At 64.5% G+C, this 23,342-nt stretch carries 21 protein-coding genes and 1 riboswitch; of the genes, 14 read left to right on the top strand and 7 right to left on the bottom strand.

The annotated features are described in order from the left end of the window. The first annotated feature begins 264 nt into the window (after nucleotides 1-264). The 4 genes from JN302_RS00990 (at nucleotide 265) to JN302_RS00975 (ending at nucleotide 4,815) form a co-directional block, all read left to right on the top strand. Nucleotides 265-1,200, top strand: coding sequence for a 2-dehydro-3-deoxygalactonokinase (locus JN302_RS00990; protein ID WP_202309689.1), 936 nt, complete (start codon nucleotides 265-267; stop codon nucleotides 1,198-1,200). 313 nt (nucleotides 1,201-1,513) lie between these two features. After that, nucleotides 1,514-2,794: a DUF3644 domain-containing protein gene (locus JN302_RS00985; protein ID WP_202331294.1), complete on the top strand. Its 1,281-nt coding sequence runs from the start codon at nucleotides 1,514-1,516 to the stop codon at nucleotides 2,792-2,794. A gap of 316 nt (nucleotides 2,795-3,110) precedes the next feature. Then, nucleotides 3,111-3,671 (top strand): hypothetical protein, encoded by a 561-nt coding sequence (locus JN302_RS00980; RefSeq protein ID WP_202331293.1) that lies wholly within the window; start codon nucleotides 3,111-3,113, stop codon nucleotides 3,669-3,671. 493 nt (nucleotides 3,672-4,164) lie between these two features. Beyond that, nucleotides 4,165-4,815: a glutathione S-transferase family protein gene (locus tag JN302_RS00975; RefSeq protein WP_202331292.1), complete on the top strand. Its 651-nt coding sequence runs from the start codon at nucleotides 4,165-4,167 to the stop codon at nucleotides 4,813-4,815. Between the two features lie 759 nt (nucleotides 4,816-5,574). Here JN302_RS00975 and JN302_RS00970 read toward each other — a convergent pair. Continuing rightward, complete coding sequence (locus JN302_RS00970; RefSeq protein WP_202331291.1) at nucleotides 5,575-6,141, bottom strand: hypothetical protein; 567 nt, start codon at nucleotides 6,139-6,141, stop codon at nucleotides 5,575-5,577. 476 nt (nucleotides 6,142-6,617) lie between these two features. Beyond that, on the bottom strand, nucleotides 6,618-7,088 hold the full coding sequence (locus tag JN302_RS00965; RefSeq protein WP_202331290.1) for a MarR family winged helix-turn-helix transcriptional regulator: 471 nt from the start codon (nucleotides 7,086-7,088) through the stop codon (nucleotides 6,618-6,620). A gap of 108 nt (nucleotides 7,089-7,196) precedes the next feature. Here JN302_RS00965 and JN302_RS00960 point away from each other — a divergent pair, with 108 nt between their 5' ends. The 3 genes from JN302_RS00960 to JN302_RS00950 all read left to right on the top strand — a co-directional run bounded on the left by JN302_RS00960 (nucleotide 7,197) and on the right by JN302_RS00950 (nucleotide 9,529). After that, nucleotides 7,197-7,592: a VOC family protein gene (locus JN302_RS00960; protein WP_202331289.1), complete on the top strand. Its 396-nt coding sequence runs from the start codon at nucleotides 7,197-7,199 to the stop codon at nucleotides 7,590-7,592. Nucleotides 7,593-7,649: 57 nt separating this feature from the next. Continuing rightward, nucleotides 7,650-8,096: a VOC family protein gene (locus JN302_RS00955; RefSeq protein ID WP_202331288.1), complete on the top strand. Its 447-nt coding sequence runs from the start codon at nucleotides 7,650-7,652 to the stop codon at nucleotides 8,094-8,096. Nucleotides 8,097-8,821: 725 nt separating this feature from the next. Next, nucleotides 8,822-9,529 carry a protein-L-isoaspartate(D-aspartate) O-methyltransferase gene (locus JN302_RS00950; protein WP_244846149.1) on the top strand — a complete coding sequence of 236 codons (708 nt, stop codon included), beginning with the start codon at nucleotides 8,822-8,824 and terminating at the stop codon, nucleotides 9,527-9,529. 248 nt (nucleotides 9,530-9,777) lie between these two features. Here the strand turns inward: JN302_RS00950 and JN302_RS00945 are convergent, their stop codons facing one another. The 5 genes from JN302_RS00945 to JN302_RS00925 form a co-directional block, all read right to left on the bottom strand. Continuing rightward, a complete protein-coding gene (locus JN302_RS00945; protein ID WP_202331287.1) occupies nucleotides 9,778-10,455 on the bottom strand; it encodes an RraA family protein in 678 nt (225 codons plus the stop codon). Nucleotides 10,456-10,668: 213 nt separating this feature from the next. Continuing rightward, nucleotides 10,669-11,487 carry an SDR family oxidoreductase gene (locus JN302_RS00940; protein ID WP_202331286.1) on the bottom strand — a complete coding sequence of 273 codons (819 nt, stop codon included), beginning with the start codon at nucleotides 11,485-11,487 and terminating at the stop codon, nucleotides 10,669-10,671. Nucleotides 11,488-11,521: 34 nt separating this feature from the next. Then, nucleotides 11,522-13,042, bottom strand: a complete 1,521-nt coding sequence (locus JN302_RS00935; RefSeq protein WP_202331285.1) for a tripartite tricarboxylate transporter permease — start codon at nucleotides 13,040-13,042, stop codon at nucleotides 11,522-11,524. A 3-nt stretch (nucleotides 13,043-13,045) separates the two neighbouring features. Beyond that, nucleotides 13,046-13,513: a tripartite tricarboxylate transporter TctB family protein gene (locus tag JN302_RS00930; RefSeq protein ID WP_202309677.1), complete on the bottom strand. Its 468-nt coding sequence runs from the start codon at nucleotides 13,511-13,513 to the stop codon at nucleotides 13,046-13,048. A gap of 18 nt (nucleotides 13,514-13,531) precedes the next feature. Then, the gene (locus tag JN302_RS00925; protein WP_202331284.1) at nucleotides 13,532-14,509 is read right to left on the bottom strand and encodes a tripartite tricarboxylate transporter substrate binding protein; all 978 of its coding nucleotides are present in this window, start codon (nucleotides 14,507-14,509) and stop codon (nucleotides 13,532-13,534) included. A gap of 186 nt (nucleotides 14,510-14,695) precedes the next feature. Here JN302_RS00925 and JN302_RS00920 point away from each other — a divergent pair, with 186 nt between their 5' ends. From JN302_RS00920 to JN302_RS00890, 7 genes are all read left to right on the top strand, one after another. After that, a complete protein-coding gene (locus JN302_RS00920; protein ID WP_202331283.1) occupies nucleotides 14,696-15,484 on the top strand; it encodes a FadR/GntR family transcriptional regulator in 789 nt (262 codons plus the stop codon). A gap of 237 nt (nucleotides 15,485-15,721) precedes the next feature. Continuing rightward, nucleotides 15,722-15,932, top strand: a riboswitch (cobalamin riboswitch). A gap of 193 nt (nucleotides 15,933-16,125) precedes the next feature. After that, nucleotides 16,126-18,069 carry a TonB-dependent receptor plug domain-containing protein gene (locus tag JN302_RS00915; RefSeq protein ID WP_202331282.1) on the top strand — a complete coding sequence of 648 codons (1,944 nt, stop codon included), beginning with the start codon at nucleotides 16,126-16,128 and terminating at the stop codon, nucleotides 18,067-18,069. Nucleotides 18,070-18,092: 23 nt separating this feature from the next. Beyond that, a complete protein-coding gene (locus tag JN302_RS00910; protein ID WP_202331281.1) occupies nucleotides 18,093-18,947 on the top strand; it encodes an ABC transporter substrate-binding protein in 855 nt (284 codons plus the stop codon). Next, a complete protein-coding gene (locus JN302_RS00905) occupies nucleotides 18,944-19,945 on the top strand; it encodes a FecCD family ABC transporter permease (RefSeq protein ID WP_202331280.1) in 1,002 nt (333 codons plus the stop codon). Before JN302_RS00910 ends, JN302_RS00905 begins: the two co-directional genes overlap by 4 nt. Then, complete coding sequence (locus tag JN302_RS00900; RefSeq protein ID WP_202331279.1) at nucleotides 19,942-20,739, top strand: ABC transporter ATP-binding protein; 798 nt, start codon at nucleotides 19,942-19,944, stop codon at nucleotides 20,737-20,739. Before JN302_RS00905 ends, JN302_RS00900 begins: the two co-directional genes overlap by 4 nt. Then, nucleotides 20,736-21,770 (top strand): DUF6925 family protein, encoded by a 1,035-nt coding sequence (locus tag JN302_RS00895; protein WP_202331278.1) that lies wholly within the window; start codon nucleotides 20,736-20,738, stop codon nucleotides 21,768-21,770. The genes JN302_RS00900 and JN302_RS00895 overlap by 4 nt, the downstream gene beginning before the upstream one ends. Before the next feature lie 385 nt (nucleotides 21,771-22,155). Next, entirely contained in the window at nucleotides 22,156-23,286 is a 1,131-nt protein-coding gene (locus JN302_RS00890; RefSeq protein WP_202331277.1) for a calcium-binding protein, read from the top strand. Nucleotides 23,287-23,342 lie beyond the last annotated feature (56 nt).

Here is a 23,342-nt window from a genome sequence, read left to right as displayed (position 1 = left end):
ACGAATTCGGGCTGGGCCCTCTGGATGCGGGCAACTGGCGCCGAGCCTCCTCATCCTGAGGTGCGAGCGCAGCGAGCCTCGAAGGACGCACCAAAGGTCCAAGCCAGCCCGTCATCCCTCTGTGCAGAGACTAGCTCGGATTCGTCTGGCGCCAGCCTCCCTCATCCTGAGGTGCTCGCGAAGCGAGCCTCGAAGGACTCGCAAGGTCACCATCTCCGTGCAAGAAGATGGCCTCGGAGACCACCAGCGCGGCAGGAGCGACGGATGAACGGCAGGACGGAGTGGATCGCGGTCGACTGGGGCACGTCGAATCTGCGTGTCTGGGGCATCGACGCCGCCGGCGCCGTGACCTTCGCCAATTCGTCCGACAAGGGCATGGGCAAGCTCGAGCGCGCCGCGTTTCCAGCGGCCCTCACGGAAGTGCTCGCCGGCCATGTCGAACCCGGGGCCGATCCCTATGACGTATTGATCTCAGGCATGGCCGGCGCGCGCCAGGGTTGGATCGAAGCGCCCTATATCGAGGCGCCGGCCGATCTCGATGCCCTGCTTGCGAGCGCCGTGCGGCCCGAAATGCCAGACCCGCATCTCACCCCGCGCATCCTGCCCGGCGTCTGCCAGCGACGCGAGGGGGCCGAGGACGTCATGCGCGGCGAGGAGACCCAGCTGCTCGGACTTTCGGCGCTGCTGGAAGGGTTTTCCGGCACCGTCGTCATGCCGGGTACGCATTCCAAATGGGTCGAGCTCGACGGCAGGACAGTGCGCCGCTTCGCCACCGCCATGACCGGCGAGCTGTTCGAGGTGCTGAAGACCCATTCGGTCCTGCGCCACTCCGTCGGCGGCGATCCCGCCGATCCCGAGCGTAACGAGGGTTTCGATGCCGGCCTCGACACCGGCCTCGACCGGCCCGAGAAGCTCGTCTCGGACCTCTTCCGCGTCCGGTCGGGTTCGCTTCTGTCGGGCAGGAGCCAGCCATGGGGCGCGGGTTACCTCTCTGGCCTGCTCATCGGCGCCGAGATCGGCGGGCAGAGGGAACTGGCATCGGGCGGCGGGGAGATTCCACTGATCGGCAGCGCCGCGCTGTCGGCCCTCTATGCGCGCGGCTTTAGGCGGATCGGGGTGGCCACGCGAGTGATCGACGCCACCGACGCGACCCTGGCCGGGCTGAAGGCGGCGCGGAGTCTATCCGCCATTCAGGGATGATGGATTCATGTCATTTGCATGGACGGCGGGCTGCACAAGTCCCTGACCTTGTTGCAACCATATCGAAGGTCGCGAATGGGGCCCGAAGCGGTCAGTCCGCTTTCGGAAGGAACTTTGCTGAAGCGGTTGTTCGCTCCCGGCTGACGGGTGGGTTTAACTACGGGCATTTGTTCGGCGAGCGCTACGATGTCGAGCATTTCGCCTATAACTGTTTCTCTTTCCAGAGCTTCTCCTTGTGCCTTCAACCTAAGGACTTGCGGTGCTAAGGTCCTCCTCGCCAAAGCAATCCCATCAGGGAGCTTCGTGGGGGAGAATGATGGCAAAAGGCGGAGGGCTGACTGCGCTTGAGAAGCGCATAGTCAAGGCGTTACTTGCCCGCGGGGAGCGTAACCAGGATATTCACGCGCTCATCAACTATGAGCGGATGCCGACCGTCAACTTCGGCCGCATCTCTGGCGTCAAGAAGAACAAATCCATCGAGCCGGCCTCAGACGAAGAGGTAGAATTCTTCAAGAAGCGGAAGCAAAGCTTCGATCCCGTAACCGGTCTCAACCTTTATGGTGACGAGCGGCTGATCCGCGCCCGCGAGGCGATGATACTCGCGGTCACGATCTTCAATAGCAGCAACTACAAGTTCAAGACGGGCATGTTCGCTATCCTAGCGAATATCGCATGGACCTATCTTCTCCACGAGTTTTATCACCGCAAAGACGGGAACGTCCTGAACAGTGACGGCACGACCTTCGGTCTCAGCTACATGCTGACCAAGTCCGACTGTCCGCTGTCGAAGGGCATCAAGAACAACCTGAATACGATCAAGGTCATTCGGGACGAGGTCGAGCACAGGCTGATGGGGCGTAGCGATCCGCGTTGGCTCTCGGTTTTCCAGGCGTGCTGCCTGAACTTCGACAAGACGATCGGGGACTGGTACGGCCCTCGCCTGAGCCTTCAAAACGAACTCTCCGTAGCCCTGCAGTTCGGCAAGCTTCAGATCGACCAAGCCGCGCAGCTTCACCAGTACGACGTTCCCCCGCATATCGCGGCGCTGGACGCACGGCTGACCGCAGAACTCTCGGAGGAGGAGTTGGATGACCTCGAATACCAGTTTCGGGTTGTCTACACATTCGACAGTGCGTCAAAGGGAAGTGCGCATATCCAATTTCTGACGCCGGATTCTGCCGAGGGAAAGAGCGTCCACAACGTCCTCCAGAAGTACAAGATTTCCGACGAGCTCTACCCTTACAAACCCAGTGAGGTGGCCGCTCTTGTGAGCCAGAAAAGCCGCCGCCGTTTCACGGTCACCGACCACACGGAAGCATGGAAGAGACACAAGGTGCGGCCCGCCAAGGGGGACAAGACCAACCGTACCTATTGCATCTTCCACAAGGCCTACAACAGCTACACCTACAACGATGCGTGGGTGGATTTGCTGGTAAGTGAGATTGTGAAGCCACCCAAGCCAGGGCGCGGCGATACCAAAGCGGATCTACTTGGAGCCCGGAGGGCCGAGATGCAAGAAATGGCCGAAATGATCCAAAAGACACGGCCTGCTCCCGCCAAGAAAGCGGCCCCAGACGGGGCGGCAGAAGCGTGACGCGTCGGTCTCACGTCGGCAACGGTTCAACTCTCACCGCGGTCTGGTCGCCGTCTGAACCGCGCCGGGTTTGCCGGAGGCCGTTTCCTTTGAGTCACGCTGCCAGGGCCAGCAGTTCCAGCATGGCGTAGTAACGTTGACCTGCCACTGAAGTTCTATCCAGTGGCGATTAGAGCCTCGGCTCGGTGTTGGTGCCCCATGGAATTAAGGGGAAGGCCGGACCCGTTGTGGACATCGGCCCCAATTCGCTAGCCATCGTTCCCTTGTATGCTAGAGATGCTACCGAGGCCCGTCAGAGATTTCAGAGGAAATCAAGGTGAGCGCCAGAAGCGATCAGCTAGCGATCCTTCAGTACCTGCATCGACGCTTGGCTAGCGGAGACACACGGTACTGCACCATCCCGACGATCAGGAAAAACACTGGGCTCGAGAAACCTAACCAATACATGTTGGCCCTGACGGATGACCTAGAGTCCGCAGGCTTGGTTATCACGCGTCAGGCATACCAGATATCCGGCGGCAGACTGTTTCAGATTACCGCCGCAGGGTTCGATGCTGTGCAGAAGGGAGATATTCCTGTCAGGGTGGACAGCGCGGCCTGGACTGGCCGCTTTAACTTGTCGGAACATCAAAAGTCTGAGATCCGGCGAATTCTTAGGGAGATGCGGGTAGTCATCGAATCAGCCAAGCTCTCAAACGCTCGTACGGCCAATGCCATGGCATTGATAGAGTCTGCCGAAAAGCTGATCGAAACTCCAGACCCACTCTGGCCTGAGATCATGCGTCTTTTGCGCTCTCCTACGCTCGCCGGGGTAACAGGAATCGCCGGCCTTTTAATGGCCATCGTGCAGATCGTGATGGCGGCAGCAAGTTCATAACTACACACTTTAGCAGCCTGACGAACGACTGCTTTTGGAAACTTCGCTATGGCTTTCTAACGGCCATCTTGAGGGCGCAAAGCCGACCTTTCTGATCGGCGGGCGAACTCTGCTTTGGGTCATGTACGGCGCGTTGAAGCGTCGTTCCCATATCAGAATCAGAGATCGGTTGCTCGGACGTTGCGAGGGCGTCATCGATTTCGATCCCGGCCAGCGAACGATACGCAAGCTGGGTGTGACTCGCTGGAGTCGAACAGATAGGATGCCGCGCCGTTCTTGAGGGCTTCGCCGACCAAGAGACTTCTTTAGCCCGCGACGGCCACACGCAGAAGGTCCGGCCCACGAAATCCCATCGCCAAAGAAATCAAGCTAAGGTGTCGGGAACCATACCGGTCGTCCGTCCTCTGATGCAAAGCGCAAGAACCGGATACCGCACCATGAGAACAATTGTCGCCCAAGCCACTCCCGACAGCATCTCACCCGGAGCCTTCCAATGATCCCCACCATCACAGCCTTCGAACGCTCGCCCGACCGCGGCCAGGGACAGGCGCGTGACATGCGTGTTCGCTGGGCGCTCGAAGAGGTGGGCCAGCCTTACGACGTCCGTCTTGTTTCGTTCAGCGAGATGAAGGAACCCGCGCATCGTGCGCTTCAACCGTTCGGGCAGATCCCGACCTATGAAGAAGGCGATCTCGCTCTGTTCGACTCTGGTGCGATCGTGCTTCACATCGCGGAGTGCCATCGTGGCCTGCTGCCGGACGATGCGAATGCCCGGGCGCGCGCGATCACATGGATGTTTGCCGCGGTCAGTACACTGGAGCCGCCGATTGTCGATCGGGAAATCGCAAGGTACCTGGAACGCGACGAGACCTGGTACGAGCAGCGCCTGTCGGCAGTCGAGGATCGCATACGGGTCCGGCTCAGCGAACTCTCCGCGCGCCTTGGGGATGCCGACTGGCTCGATGGTGCGTTCAGCGCCGGCGATCTTCTGATGGTGATGGTGCTGCGCCGGTTGAACGGATCGGGAATGCTGGACGAATATCCGAACCTTTCCGCCTATGTCACCCGCGGCGAAGCGCGGCCGGCCTTCAGGCGTGCTTTCGATGCTCAACTGGCGGTCTTCACCGCCGAATCGACCGGCTGACGCGGAAGCTCCAGGTTGTTCGACGGACCCTTGCCGATCCAGAAAGGCGGCGGCACATGGGCTTCGACGAAGCCCTGATGGTCGAAGGCGTCCGGCCTCCCTGGTCATGGCGTGGATGTTGTTGCCGTCCACGGCACTCGACGGTGGTCGCGGCCGCATGGCGAGATGAGAACATCGAAGGTCGAGAATTTTCGAGATCGCCACATCACGGCGCCTTCGACCACTCTGTCGTCTGCGATGACCGGTAGCGCATGATGTGCCGGCTGGCCGGAAGCAGCCTATACCGCCGCCCCATCCTCGTCATTCTCGGGCCCGGAGGCGAGCGCAGCGAGCCGCAGGCGACCCGGGAATCCGTTCCGTGAGATCGCGGACGACTGCTTCGGTGCGGAATATGTGCGGGTCTGGGCGTGGATCGGGGATCCCTCTTCCTCGACCGCCGGCGGTCTCCGGAGCTGTCACGGCATGGATCCACGGGTCGTCGCGCTCTCCGCTTCGCTGCGTGCGCTCGCCCGTGGATGACGAAGGGGGAGATGTCGCCGCTGATCACCCGCCACTGCTCTGTCGTGCACTGTGGTTGCCGTCGTCGATGAGGTTCTTGATCTGGCGCATGGCTTTGTTCCGAAACCGGCTCCCGCTTTCGGGAGACATGCTCTAAGCAGATTCCGGAAAAGTGTCCCACGGTTTTCCGACAAGAATCTGCGACAACAAAGGCCTAAGCAGACCATTCGACCATTCGTTGGCTTGCCAAGGAATGTCTGCTTAGCGGTCCAAGGCGCGCTGCCATCCGAGGTAGGGGTCAGCGGTCTGGCGTCTGTACGGTGCTGGTGAGTATCTGTCGCGGTAGCCCGGGTATCTGCCGCCGTTCAGGTACCTGTCTTCGTAGTAGTAGTCACCATAGTAGCTGCTGTTGGCGATGGCGCTTCCGATCAAAGCTCCGAGCAACAGCGCCCCTCCGGCGACCCAGGCGTCATCGTCATAATAGCCGCCGTAGCCGTTGTACCAGCCGTAATAACCACCCCCGCGAAAGCCACTCCCGTGCCAGTTCCGACCACGCCAATTGCCTCCATGCCGCCAGCCGCCTCCTCGGTAACCGTTCCCGCGCCACCTCATTCCATCGCGGACCTGGATGACTTCCAGCGGGTGGGCAGTCGGGTGGGCAGTCTGGGGCCTTGGCAAGAGATTTGGCGCGCCGGTCGCTGGAACCACGCTTGCAACGGCAAAGATGGCTGCCACGCCCGCGGCGTTCAGCCAGGAGACCAGGTTTTTCATGATCGAGTCCTCGCTGATGAGCAGGCTCACTGCTGATCCAGCAGGAACGGCCTTCATTGGCGATGGTACATCTTAACAGAAAGCCGAAAGATTTCCAAACTTCCGGATGAGGCCCGATCGCTGATCTTCGTTTTGCACCGAGATGAGTCCAGGTCACATCTCGCTATCAAGATCGCCCTCCGCCGACAGATCAAACGGCGGTGCGGAAACGCTGTCTCAGCTCGCGGTTCGTCAGTCGCGCAGTTCTACGCTGACAAGCGGAGCGGCGGCACCGATTGTGCCGGTGCCGCCGCGCTATCTGTTTCTGTCGCCATCGAATCCGAATTCGACGCCAACCTTGGGTCCGGTGCCTCGGCGGCCTCGGCAGCTTCCGGTCCTTGTCGCGGCCGCAGTCGACCGCGACGTCGTAGCCGGCACAGGCGGCGATGTCAGACGAGATGCGCTCCGGCCTGCCCGGCGGCAGCAGCACGGCGACGGCCCTTGAAGGTCGCAGCCGAAAGCCGGAACGGCGTCTCCGTGTCGGGCTTCCGGCCCTACCCGGCGACGCCGTCCTGCCTATCGGATCCCGAAAGAGAGTTCAGTTCGGAGCGCAGATGATCGGGGTCAGACAGCGTCGTTTCGATCGCCGCATGAAGATGCCGCCAGATCGGCACCGCTTCGGCCAGAGCCGCCCGGCCGGCCGGCGTCAGCCGCAGCAGCCGGGTGCGCCTGTCCGTCGGATCGGTTGTCGTCTCGACGAGGCGGCGGCGCTCCAGCGGCTTGAGATTGGCGGTCAGGGTCGTCCTGTCCATCGCCAGCAGCGCCGCCACGCTGCCGAGGTTCGGCGGCTCCGGCCGATTGAGCGACATGAGGAGGGAGAACTGCCCGCTGGTGATGCCGGCGGGTTTCAGCGCGACATCGAAACGGCGCGCAAGCGCACGCGCTGCGCGCTGCGCATGCAGGCACAGGCAGGTGTCGCGCACCAGAAGCGTGGTTTCGAAGGCAGCTTTGTCAGGAGCGTGCATCTGATGAGGTTGACATCCATAACGCATTTACGTTGATATCAACATATGTGAGGAAGCGTCAATCGGCGACCGCTTTCCCAAGGAATCCGAAGCGAAGGGGAAGCGGCGATGTCCACGATGCAACCATTCCTCATGTTCCAGGGCGGCCATGCCGAAAAGGCGATGAACCTTTATGTCTCGCTGTTCGACGACGGCGAGATTCTCGATGTCACGCGCTGGCGGAAGGGTGAGCAGGGCGCGGAGGGCAGCATCAAGCTGGCCCGCTTCCGGGCCGCAGGGCAGAGCGTGCTGGCGAGCGACAGCCCGGTAAGACACGCGTTCGACTTCACGCCGTCCTGGTCCTTCTTCGTCGATTGCGCATCGGACGAGGAGCAGGAGCGGCTCTTCGCCGAATTGTCGGATGGCGGCGAGGTGCTGATGCCGCTGGACGGTTACGGCTTCAGCCAGCGCTTCGGCTGGGTCGCCGACCGTTTCGGCGTGTCCTGGCAGCTCAATCTCGCCTGACGCGCCCCCAAACCCCGATCAGAGCCCCGAAAACCCCGATCAGATAAGGAGACGACCATGAAAATCGTGACCAGCCTCAGCTTCCAGGGCCAGTGCCGCGAAGCGTTCGAGTTCTACGCCAAGGTTCTGGGCGGAAAGATCACTGCCGCCATGCCCTACGCCGACGCGCCTCCGGACATGCCGATCACCGACGAGAAATACAAGAGCTGGCTGATGCATTGCTGGCTGGAGGTCGGCGACCAGGCGCTGATGGGCGCCGACATGGATGTCGGTTGGGCACCCAGCATCGACAAACCCAAGAACGGCTTCGACGTCACCCTGCACACCGACGACAAGGCTGAGGGACAGCGCTGGTTCGACCAGCTGTCCGAAGGCGGCAAGGCGGTCATGCCGTTCGGCGAGACCTTCTGGTCGCCCGGCTTCGGCTCCCTGGTTGACAGGTTCGGCGTCCCATGGATGATCAACGTCATACCCGCGGCCGATTGGAAGCCGTCGCAGGGCTGATCCTGTGGCCGGGAAACACCGGTCGAAGAACACAACCGGATGTCGGCGCCGGCGGAGTTGATGCGTCCTTTGGGCGTCAACGCACTGTACACGACAGTGGTCGGGGCGGCATGACGTGCTGAAAAACATCGAAGGTCAGGAATCTTCGAACTCACCACATCATGGCGCCCTCGGCCATCCGACGGCTGGTATTTGATGTCCCGAGGATACGTTGGCCGGAAACAGCGCCGCCCTATCATTCTCGGGCCCGAGCCTACGCGAAGCGTGGGCGCCCGAGAATCCATGCCGTGAAATCGCGGACGACTGCTTCGGTGCAGAGCGGGCTTGGGCGGGTGGATCGGGGCCGCTTCCTCGACCGTCTGCGGCCTTCGGATCGGTCACGGCATGGATCCACGGATCGGTGCGCCCTCCGCTTCGCTGCGTGCGCTCGTCCGTGGATGACGAAGCGGATATGTTGCCGCTGATAACCCGCGATCGCCGCGTCGTGTACTGTGTCGCCACCGACGCGCTGTAGGTTCTTGATTTAGCGCATGCCTCTTTCCCGAAACCGCTGCACACCTTCGGGAGACATGCTTTGAACGACGCCGGGGGCGGTGCGCGGAACGCCCCCGCAGAATGCCATGAACCATTTCTATCGCCGGGTGATCGGCGCGGCCTGCCGGGCTGCGCGCGGACGACGATCGCGCTATAATAGGTCTAGATCATTCGAGCGGATCGGACCCGTCGTGACCGACTTCGCACAAGCCCGCGAGACCATGGTCGAGCGCCAGATCGCCGGGCGCGGCATCCGTGACGCCAATGTGCTCAGCGCCATGCGGACGGTGCCGCGCGAGGAGTTCGTGCCGGAGAAGCTGCACCGCTACGCCTATGACGACGGGCCGCTTCCGATCGGCGAGGGCCAGACCATCTCGCAGCCCTATGTCGTCGCTCTGATGATCGAGGCGGCCGCGCTCCGTCCAGGCGAGCGTGCGCTCGAGATCGGCACGGGATCGGGTTATGCGGCGGCGCTGATGGGGCAGATCGCGTCCGATGTCTTCACCGTGGAACGGCACGGCGTGCTCGCCGACAGGGCTCGCTCGTGCCTGGCGCGGCTCGGCTACGCCAATGTCCATGTGCATACGGGCGACGGCACGCTCGGCCTGCCCGGCGAGGCGCCGTTCGACGTGATCATCGCCTCGGCCGGGGGGCCCGATGTGCCCGCTGCGTGGAAGGAACAACTTGCCGCCGGGGGCCGCATCGTCATGCCGGTAGGCCGTCATGGCTACCAGGATCTCGTCAAGCTGGTGCGCGGTAGCGATGGCGGCTTTACCAAAGAACTGCTGGGCGGCGTCCGCTTCGTGCCTCTGATCGGGGCGCAAGGCTGGCCGGACAAGGCCGGCTGGGTTCGCGATCTCTTGACCTGGGGTGGTGACGATCCCAACGGTGCCGGATGACCTCCGCCGGGCCGACACGACGGCCGGATACCGACTGATTTGCCGCCCCTTTGCGAAACAAGCGGTCGGCATCAAGACACCGCGTTCCCATGCCAACGGCACTGGAGGTTGACTCATCCAGGGCAGGGATGCTCACGCATCGACCTGAGCTCAATCGCCGGCGCAACCCCTTGTGGCCGGCTTCCGCGCCAACGGGTGCGGGCGACGCGGTCGCGCGCTGCAACGGTCGATATCGTCGACCGCCGGTATCATGCCGGGCCTGAACTGCCCGCAGGCCAGACGCTTTGCAGTTTCTCGCCCGCGAGGATCCTTTCCCTGCAACGGGCTTCGCCGGCGCCGTTCTGATCCGCCGCGTCGGCTATGGTTGCGACCATCTCGCGCGGGATCACCACCACGCCGCTTATGTCGGCGAAGATGACGTCGCCGGGGCGAACCCGAATCCCGTCGATGTCGAGATCGACATGGGCCTGCGCAGGCTCCATGCGGCCCGATACGCCGACCGGGCTCGCGCCGCGGGCAAACAGGGGGTAGCCCAGGCGGCGCACCTCGGCCAGATCCCGGACCGTGCCATGCACGACGGTTGCCGCAGCGCCGGCGACCTTGGCGCCGGTGGACATCAATTCACCCGTGCCCGAGCCTTCGGCACAGGAGGCGTCGACCATCAATATGCCGCCCTCGACCACCGAATCGATCGCGCCGTGATAGACGTCCTGAGGCTGGCCGATGCGCGTGCTGGGCTCGTAGAGCACCGTGACCGCGGGGCCGCACACGATCTGCCCGGGCGTCAGGGTGCCGAAAAGCGAGATGCCCTTGAGGTGCCCATAGACGCCATGCTTGTCCATGACGTCTTGGATGTCGCCCGAATACCAATTGGCCAGGCGCCGGATGGATGCCCAGTCGGTCGAGGCGTAGTCGTAGGTGGTCATTTGCGAAGGTCTCCGGAGAAGGTGGCGTAGGTTTGCCCGACCGTGGTCGGGCTATGTGCGGCAAAGGTGGACGGTGGCGTCGGGTTCTGCCGCCAGCGCCGTTCTTGAGCGGCGCGCGCGGAGCCGGGCTCCCGCGCTGTCGAACCGCTCGGCCCGCGCGCTGCCCGTTCCCGCATCGATGCCAATGGAATGCTTCATGTGCCGACGTCGGCCCTACCAGGCGGTGAACCCGCCATCGACCACGACGTTGGAGCCGGTCATGTAGGACGAGGCATCGGAGGCAAGAAACCGGATGACACCGTTGTATTCGTCGATTTCCGCCTGGCGCCCCAGGGGCACGCGCTCGAGGAAGGCGTCGATGAACTCCTTGTCGAAGGTGGCGGTCTTCACGCCGCCGAAGGAAACGAGATTGACGCGCACCTTCCTTGGGGCCCAATAGGTCGCAAGATAGCGCGTCAGATTGATCAGGCCGGACTTCGACGCCGCATAGGAGACCGCCTTCACGAAGGGTACGCCGTCACGCTTTTCCCGATAGGCATAGAGTGCCTGATTGGGGGAGACCATGCCGTAGATCGAACCGACATTGATGATCGAGCCACGCTGTTCCGCCGCCATGCGGCTTCCCACCACCTGGCTGGTGAGCATGACCCCGGTGAGGTTGGTTTCGATGATCTCGTCCCAGTATTTCTGCGGATATACCTCGAAGGGCGCGTTCTGTTCGGCCGAGCCGTCCGGCTTGGAATCGATGCCGGCATTGTTGACGAGGATGTGGGGGACACCCCAGTCGGCGACCAGTTTCCCGGTCGTGGCTTCCAGCGCCGATTTGTCGGTGACGCTGGCTTCGTAGACGCGGATGTTGTCCTCCAGGCCGGGAAACTTCGCGGCCAGTTGTTCCTGTCCGAACGGCCGGCGGCTGAAGATGGCGACCTTGGCGCCCGCTTCGGCCAGGGACCTGGAAAACTGTGTGCCCAACTGTCCGAGGCCGCCGGTCACTACCGCCACGCGGCCTTCCACGGAAAACGTATCGCGCATTTTTGTTGGTCTCCTTGAATGCGTAGGATTCTGATCAGGCTGCCCGCGCGTCCGCCGCGCGCTTGCGTGTGCGCCGCAGGATGCCCCTGAGCAGCGGCATGAGGACGATGCCGCACACGACGACCCCCAGCACGGCGGCAAGGGGGCGGCTGAAGAAGCCAAGGAGGCTGCCGTCGGCGATCTGCATCGACATGATGAAGTTGCGTTCCAGGATTGGCCCGAGCACGAGCCCGAGAATGACGGGCGCGATGGGAAACCGGTTCGATTCCATGAGATAGGCCACAAGGCCCGCGGCCAGCATTGTGCCGACATCGAACGCGGTGTTGTTGATTGCAAACGAGCCGACGACACAAAAGACAAGGATCGAAGGCACGACCAGTCCGCGCGGGACGGAAAGCACGTAATGGGCTCCCTTGATGGCAAAATAGCCGATCGGGACAAGGAGGAGATTGGCCACCGCGAAAGTCAGGATGACGGCCGCGAGCATGGTCGGGTTGTCGACGAAAAGCTGCGGGCCCGGGTTCAGCCCCTTCATGAACAGGACCCCGATGGCGATGGCCGTGACGGCATCCCCCGGGATGCCGAACACGAGTGCGGGAACCCAGGCGCTTGAAAGCCCGGCATTGTTGGAAGAACTGGCTTCGATCAGCCCCTCCTCATGGCCGGTCCCGAACTTCTCCGGTGTCTTCGAGAAGCGCTTGCTCATGCCGTATGCGATCCAGGCGGCCAGGTCCCCTCCCACGCCAGGAAGCGCGCCGATCGAGGCACCAAGGGCCGAGCCGCGGAAGAAGCTCAAGGGGTAGGACTTGAACGCCCGCCAGACGCCGGCGAATGGATTGCTCCAGAACGTCTGCCGCTCCGGCACGGGCGGGACCTTCCCGGCGGCCGACAGGCCGCGCAGCAGCTCGGCAAAGGCGAACATGCCGATCATGGTGGGGATGAAGCTGACGCCGCCATAGAGCTCGATGACCCCGAAGGTGAAGCGCGGCTGCCCGGACGTCACATCGAGCCCCACGGTGCTGATCAACAGACCCAGGCACAGGGAAAAGAGCCCTCGCGCCGGCGAATCCGTGCTTACGAGAGCGGATGTAAGCAGGCCCAGAAGGGCGAGCCAGAAGAACTCGAAGCTTGAAAAGCTCAATGCGGCACGGGCAAGAAGCGGGGCGCTGACCAGAAGCACGATTGCGCCAAACAGACCGCCCGCGGCCGAAAAGACGATGCCGATCCCCATGGCCAGTTGCGCCTTGCCCTTCAGGTTGAGCGCGTAGGCCTCCTCGACATAGGCGGCCGAAGCGGGCGTACCCGGGATGCGCAGCAGGACGCCCGGAAGGTCTCCGGCCGTAATGGCCATCGCGGTGGTGGCCACGATCGCGGCGATGGCCGACACCGGATCCATGTAAAAAGTGAGCGGAATGAGCAGCGCGGTCGCCATGGTGGCGCTCAGCCCGGGAATGGCCCCGACAAACAGACCATAGATGGCCGACAGCAGGATGATGCCGAGCACATGCGGCTGCAAGACGATCGCCAGCCCGTCGAGGAGGATATCGCTGCTCATCCGCTACCCCAGAAACGTCACCGGACCGGCCGGAAGCGGCACATGGAAGAGATGCTTGAAGAGAAGGTAGCACCCGACCACCAGGACCAGCGCGACAGGCACTGCGGCAAGCGGCCGGGCTCCCATGAGCAGCATGAGCGGCAAGGCATAGAGCAATCCGAACAGGGGAAATCCGAGCCATGGCAGAAAGGCGATGCCAAGCATCACGCCGCCGATCGCCCATGCCGCGCACAGCAGGCCCCTGCGCTGCCCCTTCCACACCGAAACGTCCATCAGGGGGCCGCCGGCAGATCGCAGACCGCCAAGGAGTATCGCGATCCCGCATCCCGCCATCACGATGCCGACAAGGGTCGGCATGAGCGAGGGCCCGAATGACGCGCCGGGCACCGCCGGTATCTGCCGCGCGCCCCAGATCACGCATAGGGCGAGGAGCGTCAGGCCTATGCCGACAATCCTGTCGTCGATCCGCATGACGCTTCCCCGGCCGGTCTACTGCTTCGCCAGGCCGACCGCCTGCATGGCCTTGACCAGCGCGTCGCGCGAGCGCTTCACCGTGTCGGTGAAGGTACCGGTATCCTGATACGCCACCGAGAAACCGCGCGACTGCATCATGGCGATGAAGTCCTCGTCCCGGGTGATCTCGGCCAGGGCATCCGACATCTTGCCCACGACCTCGTCGGGCAAGCCGGCCGGGCCGGCCATGCCGCGGAAAGGCAGCGGCGACCATTCGACCCCGAGCGCCTCCCTGGCGGTCGGAAGCTCGGGATGGAGGGAACTGCGTTCGTCGGCGAGGACGACCAGCGTCCTGGCCTCGCCGGCATCGACGAGCGACCGGGCCTCCGCCGGCGAGGTCGACACTATGTCGATCGCGTCGGCGGCGAGCTGCTGCATCGCCGGCGCCGAACCGTCGGAAGCGACCCAGGGGCTTGCTTCCGGATCGATGCCCATCGTGTTCAGCAGGCCCGCCCAGGCGAGGTGGGAAAGCCCGCCGCGATTGGCGCCGGATGCCTTGAGATCGCCCGGATTGGCCTTGACCGCCTCGATGAGATCCCGGGGCGTTTCGTAAGGAGCGTCGGCGCGCACGTTCAAGGCGATGGGATCGGCGTTGTAGCGCCCCAGAAGCGTGAATTGCTCGGGCGCGGCGCCGGGCAGGCCCTGCGCTTCGAACATCGTGGTCTCGATTGTGATCACGCCGAGCGTATAGCCGTCGGGAGCCGAATTGGCGATGGTGATGTGGCCCACGAGACCGCCGCCGCCAGTGCGGTTGACGACGTTGAAGGGCTGGCCGAAGCGCTCTTCGAGCTCCTGGGCCAGAGCGCGGGCCGTCGCGTCGGTGCCCCCGCCTGCGGACCAGGGAACGATGATCGTGACCGGGCGCTCGGGCCAATCGGCCCGCGCGGGAGCGGTGAAGGCCACCGCCCCGCCCATGAAGACGGTGGCCGCCAGGGCGGCCGTGAAAAATCTCATGTCTGCATCCTCCCAACATAAAGAGCCGGCGTTGCGCCGCAAATGCGCATTGGCGTGGCCGGCGGATGGCATCTCATGTCATAAGTCATATGTCAAGACTTGACGAGCTTGCTTGACACCACTTATGACACCAGTAGCTTCGCAAGGCCCGCCGCGACGGAACGGGCACGGCAGGAAGGCCGGGAGATGACCGCGTCGACAGGGACGGCACGACACAGGGACAAGCTCCATTCGACGGTTGCCGCAGCCGTCGAGGGGCGCATTCTGGCGGGCGAACTATCGGTCGGCGAGAAGTTGCCTTCCGAGAGCGATCTGGCGCGGGAATTCGGCGTTTCGACCCGCTCGGTCCGCGAGGCGATGCAGATACTCGAGACGAAAGGCCTTGTGCGGCGACGGCATGGCGAGCGCACCACTGTGGCTCGCGACGACGTAGGCGAGTTTCTCGGGACGCTGGCCGCGACCGTGCGCCAATTGCTGTCGACGAACGCGCGTCATCTTACCGAACTGATGGTCGTGCGTCGGATGATCGAGATAAACGTTCTCGAACTGCTCATGTCCGGCGGGCCGACAGAACTCGACGATGTCGAAAAGGCCTTGGCCGATATGCGGGAGGCGGGCAGGAACAAGGACTTCTCCGGCTTTACCGCCGCGGACGCGGCCTTTCACAGGGCGCTGGTGCGGGCCGCCGGCAACACGATCCTCACCGTCTTCTATGACAATCTCTATGGGCTCGTGACCGAAGTCATTCGCGTGACGAGCAGCGTTCCGAACAAATCCTACGAGGCGGCCTACGCCGAGCATGCTGAAATATATGACAGGATAAGAGCGTGCGACATCGAGCACGCGAAGTCGCTGATGCGCGCGCATATCGACAACAGCGCGGAGTATTTGCGGCTTGCGATAGGACGCTCCGAACAGAAGAACGGTGCGCGCAGCCTGGCGGCAAACGAACGCCACCCCCTCTCCTCGAGCTGATGGCAGCCTCCCTCGGGATTGAGAAGCGGGCGGCGCGTTCCCGGTAGCGCAATGCGCAACGGACTTGCCTTCGCCGTACACTTGGCAGTTGCCTCTCCTCCACGCCAGCGTGGGGGATATCGTGTCCGCGCTTGCGCACTATATCGGGCTGAAAAGCACACTCCGGCAAGCCGGAGCGGCCTCTTCCCCGGTGGAAAGAATGCCAACCGGAGGTTGACGCCGGCCGGGCCCGTCGATAGCTTGCCGGCCGGAACTGGTTCCGCCCGTAAGGCGGATGAAAAGGGAACACGGTGAGGCCGGCACGCTTGGCCGAATCCGCGACTGCCCCCGCAACTGTAACCGTTGAGCCATCTTCCACTAGGCCACTGGCCGCGTCCGCGCGGCCGGGAAGGCGGAAGACCGGCGAGGACACGGAAGTCAGGAGACCTGCCTTTTCCGGTCACCCATGCCTGGACACGGGGTGTGTTCCGGCGCGGTCGTCCGTGGCGGTGACATTTGAGAAAGTGTTGCCGCATGCCGGAGACGGCCGGGGATGAAGATGCACGTGCCTGCCATTGAGACCATCGCCGATTCTCGCCTGCGGTTCATCGCAAACCACGGGGCGGCTCCGCTCGCCCTGCCAGATGATTTCGGGGGCGGAAATGAGAAGGACCATGATCGCGGCGGGCACGCTGGTGCTGGCGCTCGCAGGCAATGCCGAGGGGCAGGAGGCCGCGGCCGAGACGGATGAGGTCGGCCAGCTCGACGAGATCCTCGTCACGGACGGGCTGACGCCGATCGAACAGGAGAAGTCGGGCAGGGCTTTCACGGTCATCACCGGCAAGCAGCTCGAGCAGAACCAGATCCGCTATGTCGCCGACGCGCTGCGTCTGGTGCCGGGCTTTTCCGTCTCGCGCAGCGGGTCCTTCGGCGGCTTCACCCAGGTGCGCGTGCGCGGCGCCGAGGCCAACCAGCTGCTGGTCATGGTCGACGGCGTCGACGTCGGCGAGACGTCGAGCGGCGAGTTCGACTTCGGCAGCCTGGTCGCCGACGACATCGACCGCATCGAGATACTGCGCGGTCCCCAGAGTACGTTCTGGGGCGCCAATGCGCTGGCGGGCGTGGTCAATATCATCACGAAGCGCGGCGAGCGCAACGACTCCCAAGGCAGCGCACGCAGCGAGATCGGCACGGACGGCACCTGGCTGGGCGGGGTGTCGCTGAGCGGCGGCGGCGAGAATTTCGACGCCGCCTTCGCCGGGGTCTTCCGCAACACCGGCGGCTTCAACATTTCCGATTACGGCACGGAGAAGGACGGCGATCGCAACGCCACGCTGAACGGCCGCTTCGCGGCCGACCTGTCGCCGACGCTCACCGTCGACGGCACGCTGCGCTATGTCGATCGCAAGAGCGATGTCGACCCGCAGGACTACAGCTGGGGCAGCCCGACCTATGGCGAGGTGATCGACGGTCCGGACAGCACCGCGACGCAGGAATTCTTCGGCTCGCTCGGCGCGACCCATGTGTCTTTCGATGGCGCCCTCACCCAGAAGATGCGCTTTGCCGGAAGCGACGCTCATCGCGAGGATTTTTCCGGCGGCCTGACCACCTGGAACGACGGCAACCGCTACAACGGGACCTACCAGGCTTCCTATTCCTTCGACACATCAGCGATGCTCGACGCCAAGCATCAGCTGACCGGCGGCTATGAATGGGAGCAGGAAACCTTTGCGCCCAGCCATCTCAGCGAGACCTTCAAGCGCAACACCAACTCCTTTGTCGGCGAATATCGCGGCGAGTTCCTCGATCGCTTCGATCTCAACGCCGGCGTCCGGTACGACATCAACGACCGCTTCGGCGATGCGACGACCTACAGCCTGAGCGGCGCCTGGCGGGTCACGCCGGCAACCCGGCTGCACAGCTCCGTCGGCACCGGCGTGACCAGTCCGACCTTCTTCGAGCAGTTCGGCTATGTGCCCGACAATTTCGTCGGCAACCCTGATCTCGTTCCGGAGGAGAGCCTGGGCTGGGATGTCGGCATCGAGCAGGGCTTCTTCGGCGGGGCGCTGGTCACCGACGTGACCTATTTCAACCAGGACCTCAGCAACGAGATCGCGCTGGTCTATGGCGGGCCGCCGACCTACCCGTCGACCCCGATCAATCGCAGCGGGAAGAGCAAGCGGGAGGGCGTGGAAGTGGCGGCCACCGTCAATCTCTTCAACGGTTTCACAGCGGCGGCGACCTATACCTACACATCGTCGAGCGAGCAGGCCGACGCGGGCGGACCGCGCCTGACAGAGGTGCGCCGCCCTGAACACTCCGGTTCGCTTGCGGCGGCCTATGTCTTCCACGAGAAGCGCGCCCGCGTGTTCGGCGAGCTAGTGTACAACGGGACGATGGAGGATTTCGACTACCGCGGCACCCTGCCGTCGCGGGTCGCGCTGCCGGCCTATGCGGTCGTCAATCTCGGCGGCAGCTTCAGGTTCACCGATCATATCGAGGCTTATGGGCGCGTCGACAATCTGTTCGACGAGGATTACGAGGAGGTGTTCGGCTACAACACGCAGGGACGCACCGCCTTCTTCGGACTGAGAGGGACATTCTAGCGTTCGCCGGGAGTTGCAGCAGGATGAGACATCTCGAACTCATGGTAAGGGTGGCGGCATGCGCCGCCGCCTTCTTCGCCGTTTCGCCTGCCGTGGCGGGTGAGGGGCCGAAACGCGTCGTGTCGATGAATGTCTGTACCGACCAGTTGGCGATGCTCGTCGCCGGCGAGAGGCAACTCTTGTCGGTGTCCTATCTGGCGAGCGATCCCTCGACGTCGGTGCTGGCCGAAGAAGCGGGACGCTACAGGGTGAACCACGGCCTCGCCGAAGAGATCTTCCTGTTGCATCCGGACCTGGTGATCGCCGGGACCTACACAACAAGGACCACAGTCGAGCTCCTGCGCCGCCTCGGGATCCGGGTGGAGGAGTTCGCGCCGGAAAGTTCGATCGACGATATCAGAGCGAGCCTGATGCGCATGGGTGACCTGCTCGGCCGGCCCGAGCACGCAGCCGAACTGGTCGCCGAACTCGACCGCGGCCTTGCCGCGCTTGCGGCCGATCGCCCGCCGGAACGGACCGTCGCCCTCTACTACGCCAACAGCTACATGTCGGGCGCGGGGACGCTGGTCGATGCCGTGGTCGACGCCGCCGGCCTCGTCAACATCGCCGACCGGCTGGGCATCGTCGGAACCGTCGAACTGCCGCTCGAACTGCTCGTCCTGGCCGCCCCCGATATGGTTGTCGGCGACGAGGCGCGCTATGCGAAACCCGCGCTCGCCCAGGAGATCTTCATGCATCCCGCCTTCAAGGCGCTGCTTTCGAAGGCCCGCCCCGTCGTCGTGCCGAGTGCCTATACGATCTGCGGCACGCCCTTCACGCTGGAGGCGGCCCGTATCCTCCAGCGTGCAGCGCGGGAGCCGGCGGGGGCGCTGCGATGAGCGACGTCTTCCGCTACAGGCTGGTGCTCGTGGTGTTGGCCGCGACCACGGCGGTGCTCTTCCTGCTGTCGCTGACCGTCGGGCCGGCGGCGATCGGCTTTCGCGACAGCATCGCGGCGCTGTTCTCGGACCAGCGCGACGCCATTGCGTTGATCATGCGCGAGATCCGGCTGCCGCGCGCCCTGCTGGGCCTGACGATCGGCGCGACGCTCGGCCTTTGCGGCGCGGCCCTTCAGGGGTATCTGCGCAATCCGCTTGCCGAGCCCGCCCTCATCGGGGTCAGCGCCTCGGCGTCACTCGGGGCCGTTCTCGCGATCTACACGGGGTTCAGCGCGCTCTTCCCGCTCGGTCTGCCGCTCGCCGCCCTGGCCGGCGCGGTCGCCGCGGTTATCGTCGTGCAGGCGCTCGCCGGCGGCCGGGGCGGCGCCTTGACCATCATCCTCGCCGGGGTGGCCGTGTCGAGCTTTGCCGGCGCAATGACGTCGCTCGCGCTCAACCTCGCGTCCAATCCCTATGCCGCGCTGGAGATCGTGTTCTGGATGCTGGGCTCGCTCGCCGACCGCTCGATGACCCATGTGTGGCTGGCCGCTCCCTTCATGCTGGCCGGCTGGATCATGCTCGGGCTTCTCGGACGCGCCCTCGACCTGCTCACGCTGGGCGGCGACGCCGCGCAGACGATGGGCGTCGACATGCGCCGCGTTCAGCTCATGGCCGTGCTCGGCACGGCCGCATCGGTGGGAGCCGCGACCGCCGTGGCCGGCGCCATCGGCTTCGTCGGACTGGTCGTGCCCCATATCCTGCGGCCGCTGGTCGGCGCGCGGCCGTCGCGCCTGCTGGCCGCCAGCGCGCTCGGCGGCGCCTCGATGCTGCTTGCCGCCGACATCCTCGTGCGCGTGATCGCACCTGGCAGGGATCTGAAGCTCGGCGTCCTGACGGCGATCGTCGGCGCGCCGTTCTTCCTGTGGCTGGTCTGGCGCACGCGGAGGAAGCTGGCATGACGCTGCTCGCTGTTTCGCGGCTCGGCGCCGCGCTCGGTGGAAAGCCCGTTCTCCGGGACGTCTCCTTCGCCATCGGCGCCGGCGAGTTCGTCGGGCTGATCGGGCCCAACGGCGCGGGGAAATCCACGCTGCTTCGATCGATCCTGGGGCTCGTCGATGTCGAGGGCGAGGTGCAGTTGACCGGGCAGGACATGCGGGCGCTGCGCGCGGCGGAACGCGCCCGTCGCGTCGCCTATCTTCCGCAGGAACGCGAGGTGGCCTGGGCCGTGCCGGCCGAGGTCGTGGTCTCGCTCGGCCGTGCGCCGCACCGTCCGGCCTTTGCCGGTCTCACGCCGGCCGACCGGGCGGCGGTCGAGCAGGCGATGCGGCGCATGGAGGTCGATCGCCTGCGCGGACGCCCGGCTACGGAACTGTCGGGCGGCGAGAAGGCGCGGGTGCTCATCGCGCGCGCACTCGCGCAGGAAGCGCCGCTGCTTCTGGCCGACGAGCCGACAGCAGGTCTCGATCCGTCGCACCAGATCGCGCTGATGCGGATTTTCGCGTCGCTGGCGGGCGAGGGGCGGAGCGTCGTCGCCTCTATGCATGATCTCAGCCTCGCCGCACGCTGGTGCTCGCGGCTCGTCCTGCTCGACCGGGGCGCGATCGTCGCCGACGGCCGGCCGGAAGAGGTGCTGACGGTTGATCGGCTGCGGAGAGTCTATGGGGTGGAAGCCCATTTCGGCGAAGCGGCCGGAAAGATGATCGTCCTGCCGCTCGATGCCGCGGAAGAGAACGGCGCAGGAGATGATCGATGAGCGAACTGGAACACCTTGCCCGGCAGCACCTCGCGGATTGGCGAACAGGCTGGAGCATGGGCAGCGTGGGGGCGATCGCCGAATTCCACCAGGACGAGGGAGAGACCGCGGTCATCGACGACGGCTTCTCTTTCGCCCGCGCCACGAGGCGTGGTGGTATCCGCCTCGACCGCAAGCGGATCGGCAGCATAATTCCTGTCGCCTATGAGACGCTCAGCCCGAAACGGCATCGCTGGAGCCATGCGGTAGCGTTCTGCCTGCCCGAGCAGGACGCCCGTCGCGATGCCCGTTCGGTTCTCACCGAGATCGGGCCGGATGACAACGCCATCCGCGGCATCGACCGCACCGGCATCCTGTTCGACATGGGCCTGTCGCTGCCGCAATGCGATTTCTGCATTCGTACCAGCGAGCCGAAGCTGCTCGCAGTGCTGCGTGCCGGCCTCGGCGGCTCGCTGTTCGAGCCCGACAATCCCGTTATGGGCGCCATCCTGACGTCGCATCCGCATCGGGTCGCGCTCACCAATATCGGCAGGGTCGAGGTCTATCAGAAGATCGGCGGTCCGGACACGGGCGGCGTCTCCCCGTCCGGGCCGCACACCCATGTGCTGCCGAAGCTCCTGCGCGGCCGCCGCACCCATTCCGCGAACACGCCCATCCCGGAAGGCATGATGCCGCTCGGGGCGATGCATCCGGGGAATCCGGCGATCGGGCCCCTGGGCGAAGACCTGCCCTTCGACGCCGGACGGCATAAGGCTTTCCAGGGACTGCTCGCCTCCTTCGGCCGGCCTGACATCGTCGAGGCCAAGCAACGCGTGCTGCGTGGGATCCAGGACGGCCTCGCTCCCCGGGACTTCGTCATGCCGGGCGATCGGTTTGCCCGGTCGGCGGTCCGGCTTGCGCTACGCCAGCAGGCGCGGCTCGCCGAAGAGGCCGGCGATGCTGCGCTTGCGCGCCTGGTGGAGGCCTGGCGACGCCAACACGATCCCGACACCCGGTCGGACGACGAGGACGACGATGCGCCCGGCCATTGATCGCTCGAGCGGAGTAAGCCGACCAATCATCCGTCATAGCTCGATTCTAATTCTTGATTCTAATTATCATCTTTAATATCAGCAACTCAGCCAACCGCTGCTCGGAATTCCCGACCGGTCCAGCCAGAGATACGGCCGTCCCACGCGATGCGCGTGGCTACGCACGGGGATAAGGGCATGCGGGCGGGTGTTGGTAATTACTTGACAATAATAATCAAGTTATCTATCGTCGGTTGTGGGGCGGATTGAGCCGGTTGCGCTGTTGAGGCGCGCCGGGGCAGCTTTCCTCACGACATAGCCAGCCATTTGCAAGCGATCTCGACCCGGCAGCGCCCGCGCTATCGGAGCGCGCAGCGTTTTGCCTTGCATCTGGAGAAGATGGAAAATGGCCGTCACGATCACCATCGGCACCACTGCCGGCCTCAACTATGACGAGTATCTCGGTACTTCGACCGCATCATTCCTCTATGGACATGCGGCCGACCCGGCCTATGGCGAATTCTACGGCACCGGCCACACAATCTTCGGCGGCCCGCAGCATCTGGTCTCCGGCTCGGCCGTCGACGGTACGGTGACGCCGACCGAGAAGGCGGTCCTCGCCACCGGCGACTTCGACTATACCTTTTCTACCCACACGCTCGACGGGACGCTGAACAAGGTCGAGTTCGGCTATGGCCCCAAGCTCAACCCGGCCGGCCTGCTCGGGGCCGACAGCTATGTCACGCTCGACACGGCGACGGAACTCACCATAGACGGGCTGAACCTGACGACGTCGGGCAGCGGCGCCAATACGGTGCATTCGATCCTCTACGGCTTCCTCAGCGATACGGCCGCACCGCTGACCGGCTATCTCGCGACGCTGACATCGGGTGTCGAGTTCCTTGGCAATGCCGGCGCCGACACCTTCACCGGCTATGGCTACAACGACGTCATCTCAGGCGGAGGCGGCGCCGACACGCTGAACGGCGCGGGCGGCGACGACACGATCGACGGCGGCCTGGGCAATGACGCCATCGACGGCGGCTCCGGCACCGACACGGTAACCTATGCCGGCTCGACCCTCGCCGTCGTGGTCAATCTCGGTGCCGGGACGTCGAGCGGCGGCCTCGGGACCGACACGCTCGCCAATGTCGAGAACGTCGTCGGTTCGGCCTACAACGACACGCTGTTTGGCGGCGCGGCGGCAAACCGGCTTGCCGGCGGGGCCGGCAACGACAGCTTCACATTCGTCTCCGGCGCCAATGCCTCGGGCGACACCATCGCCGATTTCGACGGGATTTCGCTGGCCGGCGGTGACGTCGACGTGATCAACCTGCGCGCCGTCGCCGGCCTCACCGCCTGGGGCGGCTCGACAGCCGGCGCCAACAGCGTCTGGTACGCCGCCGGTTCGACCGACACGGTCGTCTATGGGGACACCAGCGGCGACGGCGTCGCCGACTTCTCCTTCACGCTGGCCGGCTATGTGGGCGGCCTCACCGGTGCGACATCGGGCAGCGCCTTCGACATTCTCGTCTGACTTTCGCGGGGAGGCCGGCGCACATCCGGCCTCCCCGCCCAAGCCCGCATGCCCGG

The organism is Mesorhizobium sp. L-8-3 (assembly GCF_016756615.1).
In the GTDB taxonomy this organism is placed as follows: Bacteria; Pseudomonadota; Alphaproteobacteria; order Rhizobiales; family Rhizobiaceae.
This window is presented reverse-complemented; position numbering and strand designations above follow the sequence as displayed.

Bases quoted from the DNA above. Each gene is read 5' to 3' on its own strand.
- JN302_RS00960 (WP_202331289.1), top strand. From the start codon at position 7,197: ATGTCCACGATGCAACCATTCCTCATGTTCCAGGGCGGCCATGCCGAA.
- JN302_RS00985 (WP_202331294.1), top strand. From the start codon at position 1,514: ATGATGGCAAAAGGCGGAGGGCTGACTGCGCTTGAGAAGCGCATAGTC.
- JN302_RS00990 (WP_202309689.1), top strand. From the start codon at position 265: ATGAACGGCAGGACGGAGTGGATCGCGGTCGACTGGGGCACGTCGAAT.
- JN302_RS00945 (WP_202331287.1), bottom strand. From the start codon at position 10,455: ATGACCACCTACGACTACGCCTCGACCGACTGGGCATCCATCCGGCGC.
- JN302_RS00895 (WP_202331278.1), top strand. From the start codon at position 20,736: ATGAGCGAACTGGAACACCTTGCCCGGCAGCACCTCGCGGATTGGCGA.
- JN302_RS00900 (WP_202331279.1), top strand. From the start codon at position 19,942: ATGACGCTGCTCGCTGTTTCGCGGCTCGGCGCCGCGCTCGGTGGAAAG.
- JN302_RS00915 (WP_202331282.1), top strand. From the start codon at position 16,126: ATGAGAAGGACCATGATCGCGGCGGGCACGCTGGTGCTGGCGCTCGCA.
- JN302_RS00935 (WP_202331285.1), bottom strand. From the start codon at position 13,042: ATGAGCAGCGATATCCTCCTCGACGGGCTGGCGATCGTCTTGCAGCCG.
- JN302_RS00910 (WP_202331281.1), top strand. From the start codon at position 18,093: ATGAGACATCTCGAACTCATGGTAAGGGTGGCGGCATGCGCCGCCGCC.
- JN302_RS00930 (WP_202309677.1), bottom strand. From the start codon at position 13,513: ATGCGGATCGACGACAGGATTGTCGGCATAGGCCTGACGCTCCTCGCC.
- JN302_RS00940 (WP_202331286.1), bottom strand. From the start codon at position 11,487: ATGCGCGATACGTTTTCCGTGGAAGGCCGCGTGGCGGTAGTGACCGGC.
- JN302_RS00905 (WP_202331280.1), top strand. From the start codon at position 18,944: ATGAGCGACGTCTTCCGCTACAGGCTGGTGCTCGTGGTGTTGGCCGCG.
- JN302_RS00970 (WP_202331291.1), bottom strand. From the start codon at position 6,141: ATGAAGGCCGTTCCTGCTGGATCAGCAGTGAGCCTGCTCATCAGCGAG.
- JN302_RS00965 (WP_202331290.1), bottom strand. From the start codon at position 7,088: ATGCACGCTCCTGACAAAGCTGCCTTCGAAACCACGCTTCTGGTGCGC.
- JN302_RS00890 (WP_202331277.1), top strand. From the start codon at position 22,156: ATGGCCGTCACGATCACCATCGGCACCACTGCCGGCCTCAACTATGAC.
- JN302_RS00920 (WP_202331283.1), top strand. From the start codon at position 14,696: ATGACCGCGTCGACAGGGACGGCACGACACAGGGACAAGCTCCATTCG.
- JN302_RS00925 (WP_202331284.1), bottom strand. From the start codon at position 14,509: ATGAGATTTTTCACGGCCGCCCTGGCGGCCACCGTCTTCATGGGCGGG.
- JN302_RS00975 (WP_202331292.1), top strand. From the start codon at position 4,165: ATGATCCCCACCATCACAGCCTTCGAACGCTCGCCCGACCGCGGCCAG.
- JN302_RS00955 (WP_202331288.1), top strand. From the start codon at position 7,650: ATGAAAATCGTGACCAGCCTCAGCTTCCAGGGCCAGTGCCGCGAAGCG.